Genomic DNA, 3,721 nt, shown 5'->3' with positions numbered 1-3,721 from the left:
ATCGCCGCGCTACGCCCCGCTCCGCTCGACGGCGTGTCGCTCGCGGGCGCACTGGGCCGCGTCGCGGAGCGGACCCGCGCGGAGCATCCGGGGATCGAGGTGACCGCGGACTGCTCCCTCGAGGTCGACCCTCCCCCCGAGGTCGCCGCCGTGCTCGTCCGCGTGGCGCAGGAGGCGTTGGCGAACGCGGTCACACACGCCTCACCCTCGAGGGTCGAGGTGACGCTGACCGGGTCATCCACCGCGGTCGCGCTCGAGGTGCGCGATGACGGTCGGGGTTTCGACGTGGCCGCGCCGCGGCCCACCGCATCGTTCGGTCTGGACGGGATGGCGCGTCGGGTGTCCGGGCTGGGAGGAGAGTTCGACGTGAGCTCCGAGACCGGCGCGGGGACCACGATCCGCGCCGTGCTCCCGACGGTGGTGGGAGGCTCGGGGACATGACGACGACGAGCGTGCGCGTTCTGATCGCGGACGATCACGCGGTGGTCCGGACAGGCCTTCGCGCGTTGGTCGCGTCGGACCCCGCCATCGAGGTGGTGGCCGACGTCCCCACCGCTGACGGCGCTGTCGAGCGGGCGCGGATCGGCGACGTGGACGTGGTGCTCATGGACCTGCGCTTCGCGGGTGACGCCTCCGCGGGGGTCAGGGCGACCCGGCGACTCCGCGCACTCGGGTCACCACCGCAGGTCCTGGTCCTGACCAGCCACGACACCGATGCGGACATCATCGGGGCGATCGAGGCGGGGGCCTGCGGCTACCTCCTCAAGGACGCCGGTCCCGACGAGCTGCTGGCCGCCGTCCGCGCCGCGGCGGCCGGGGAGAGCGCGCTCTCCCCCACCGTCGCCGCCACTCTGATGAACCGGCTGCGCGACCCACGGCCGGTGCTGACCGATCGCGAGGTGGACGTGTTGCGGGCGGTGGCGACGGGCGAGACCAATCGGCAGGTCGCGGCGTCCCTGAACGTGTCGGAGGCGACGGTCAAGACGCACCTCGTGCACGTCTTCGACAAACTCGGTGTGACGTCCCGGACGGCCGCGGTGGCCAGGGCCCGCGAGCTCGGGGTGGTGTAGCGGCTACGGCGTGACCTGACGTCGGCGTGATCTTCGGTCGATACTCATCCGCCCACCTCGCCGGAGTTCCTAAGCTCGTCCCATGCGGAGACTCCCCTGGATCATCGGCGCTGTCGTCGTCATCGTCGTCGTCGCGCTGATCGCGGCGCCCTACCTCTACAAAGCCGTGCGTGGAGGTGACGACGCGCCGGCCGCGACCGTCTCCGTCGACGGAGCCGAGGAGGCGACCGGCACCCTGGAGGGCACGTGGGTGGTGGTGCCGGGGACCGCGCCCAACGAGACGACTGCCGGGTACACGGTCAACGAGATCCTGCGCGGGGAGCCGGTCACCGTCGTCGGCAGCACCGACCAGGTGAGCGGCCGGGCGGTCGTGTCCGGGACCACCCTGGAGTCCGCATCGTTCGACGTGCAGGTGGCGGGAATCGAGACGGACATCGACCAGCGCGACGCCCAGGCCCGCTCACCCCAGATCCTCGATGCCGGGTCCCATCCCTCGGCGACACTCACCGTGGCCGAACCCGTGGATCTGGCTGCGGTGCCGTCGGACGGCACAACGGTGTCGATCCCGATGGTGGTCGAGCTGACGATCAAGGGCACGACCGTCCGTGAGGACATTGAGGTGACCGTCCTACGGACGGGCGACGCCCTGATCGCCTCCGGCGCGGTCCCCCTCACCTGGGCCGAGGTCGGGGTCGAGCCGCCGAGCCTCGGCTTTGTCGCCGTGGAAACGTCCGGAACGATCGACTTCCTGGTGAGCCTGGCCCGGCAGTAGCCGTGCCTCGGTCTGAGGAGGTCCGATCTGCTCTCGCAGTCCGATCTCCATACGCACGACGTAGGCGATGAACGCGACGGGGATGACGGCGCTCCACGCCCACGCCGACCCTGCGGCGAGAGCGAACACCACCGTGGACGCCACACCGTACGCGGCGATGAGGCCACGGATCGACGCGATGCACGTCGTGATGGTCCGTTCGCTCCACCTCGTTCGCCAGAGTTGCACGGATCCTGAAAGCTCGGCCGCCAGGAAGAGCATCAGGCTCAGGGTGAGCAGCATGAAGTGAGCGGGGAGTTCCTCCGGACGCAGGCTGCCCTCGGTCGGGAACACACTCCTCCACGCTCCGACCGAGACACCCACCGCGCACAGGAGCAGCAGTACGACCATCGGGATGGCATAGGACGGCGACAGCGGATCCCATCTCTGCGACCTGCGGGCACGTCCCGGTTGTGGTGTGGTCACTCGTCTCCCCGCCTCGTCGTTGATCGCATGTCGGTCCTCTCCCGGTTCTTCCGATCGGTTCGACGGTTCGGAGGGGCTGCTCGGTTCCATCAGTTCGGGCCGGGCCCACCTGGCGGTGTCCGGCGGCCGACAGCAGCAGACGGTCAGCGGTAAACGTTCAGCTCGTCGCCACCTACCGGACACGGACCCGGCACCCGACCCTCCTACGGGCACCTGGTCAGTCACTCAGTCATTGCCCAGGAAAGGCCCCCGATGCGCTCACGGACCATCAGCTCAGGCGTCCTCACGGTCGCCCTCGCCGCCGGCGCGGCGCTGGCGATACCCGCCACCAGCGTGGTGACGTCGCCCTGGCCCTTCGACCCGCTGACGATCACCCCCGTCGCGCTCGGTGGCGCCTTCGCCGAGGACGACGACATGTCGGGCGTCGACATCGCGGCCGACGGCACCGCCTACGTGGTGAACAACGGCACCGGCACGCTGTACGTCCTGGCCCACGACCACAGTGCAGGCACCTACTCGCTCGCCCGCACCTTCGTCCTCACCTACCCCGACGGTTCGGGCCTACCCGATTCCGAGGGCGTCACCGTGGGGCCGGACGGCGTGATCTACGTGGCCACCGAGCGCAACAACGACGCCGGCAGCACCAGTTGCCCCTCGATCCTGCGCTTCGTCCTGCCCACCGACCGCGATTCCGGCACGCTCAGCGCCACGGACGAGTACTCGCTGACCTCCCTCACCGGGCCGATCGGCGCGAACGCCGGCCTCGAGGCCATCGAATACCTCCCCGAGGCGTTCGGCGGAGCCTTCGCCGTGGGCGTCGAGGGGACCGGGAAGGTCCACTTCGTGCGGCTGGGTGACGGAGGTGCGGTGACCGAGATGCAGACGTACACCTCACCGTTCACGGGCGTGATGGCGCTCGACCACGACGAGGTGTCCGGCGTCCTGCGGGTGCTGTGTGACGAGGTCTGCGAGGGACGCTCGGTCGAGATGACCTTCGACGGGACCGGGTTCGTCACCGACGGCACCCTCTACGCCCGGCCGGTCGGCATGCCCAACCTCGCCAACGAGGGTTTCGCCTCCCACCGCGAGACCGTCGAGTGCCTCCTGGGAGGCGCCACCGGCACCACCGAGCGGGTCAGGTTCCTGTGGGCCGACGACGCGGCCACCGCAGGGGTCGGTCTGCGCACCGCCGTCTCCGAGGCCGGTGAGTGCACGGTGGAGGACGACGACACCGTTGACGGGTCGCTCGACGACCTGGACACGGTCCTCGGTTCGCTCGCGGGCCTCAGTCCGGTCTTCGGATCGTCGGGCGACGCGCCGACCCTGGTGCCGACCCTTCTTCCGTCCCTCTGAGCCGGCACGATCGGCTCTGACGCACCGCGGCAGGGCCCGGCCACCATCCAGGGTGGCCGGG

The 3,721-nt window shown here is 70.4% G+C and carries 5 protein-coding genes; all 5 read left to right on the top strand.

Features of this window, described 5'->3' with window-relative positions; translation table 11 throughout:
- Window positions 1–441: sensor histidine kinase (locus G6017_RS03225; RefSeq protein WP_182615934.1), on the top strand; the 441-nt coding region annotated here is incomplete at its 5' end.
- Complete coding sequence (locus tag G6017_RS03220) at window positions 438–1,070, top strand: response regulator transcription factor (protein WP_182615932.1); 633 nt, start codon at window positions 438–440, stop codon at window positions 1,068–1,070. The genes G6017_RS03225 and G6017_RS03220, both read left to right, overlap by 4 nt.
- A gap of 82 nt (window positions 1,071–1,152) precedes the next feature.
- A complete protein-coding gene (locus G6017_RS03215) occupies window positions 1,153–1,842 on the top strand; it encodes a YceI family protein (protein ID WP_182610157.1) in 690 nt (229 codons plus the stop codon).
- A 67-nt stretch (window positions 1,843–1,909) separates the two neighbouring features.
- Window positions 1,910–2,131 carry a hypothetical protein gene (locus tag G6017_RS03210; protein WP_182610156.1) on the top strand — a complete coding sequence of 74 codons (222 nt, stop codon included), beginning with the start codon at window positions 1,910–1,912 and terminating at the stop codon, window positions 2,129–2,131.
- Window positions 2,132–2,559: 428 nt separating this feature from the next.
- Window positions 2,560–3,660 carry an esterase-like activity of phytase family protein gene (locus G6017_RS03205; RefSeq protein ID WP_182615931.1) on the top strand — a complete coding sequence of 367 codons (1,101 nt, stop codon included), beginning with the start codon at window positions 2,560–2,562 and terminating at the stop codon, window positions 3,658–3,660.
- Window positions 3,661–3,721: the final 61 nt, after the last annotated feature.

This window comes from Dietzia sp. B44, assembly GCF_014145245.1.
In the GTDB taxonomy this organism is placed as follows: domain Bacteria; phylum Actinomycetota; class Actinomycetes; order Mycobacteriales; family Mycobacteriaceae; genus Dietzia; species Dietzia natronolimnaea.
Note: the sequence above shows the minus strand (reverse complement) of the source record. Positions and strands in the feature narration are given on the sequence as shown.

What these genes read in the sequence shown, in the direction of transcription:
- G6017_RS03220 (WP_182615932.1), top strand. Translation starts at nt 438, where the DNA reads ATGACGACGACGAGCGTGCGCGTTCTGATCGCGGACGATCACGCGGTG.
- G6017_RS03215 (WP_182610157.1), top strand. Translation starts at nt 1,153, where the DNA reads ATGCGGAGACTCCCCTGGATCATCGGCGCTGTCGTCGTCATCGTCGTC.
- G6017_RS03210 (WP_182610156.1), top strand. Translation starts at nt 1,910, where the DNA reads ATGAACGCGACGGGGATGACGGCGCTCCACGCCCACGCCGACCCTGCG.
- G6017_RS03205 (WP_182615931.1), top strand. Translation starts at nt 2,560, where the DNA reads ATGCGCTCACGGACCATCAGCTCAGGCGTCCTCACGGTCGCCCTCGCC.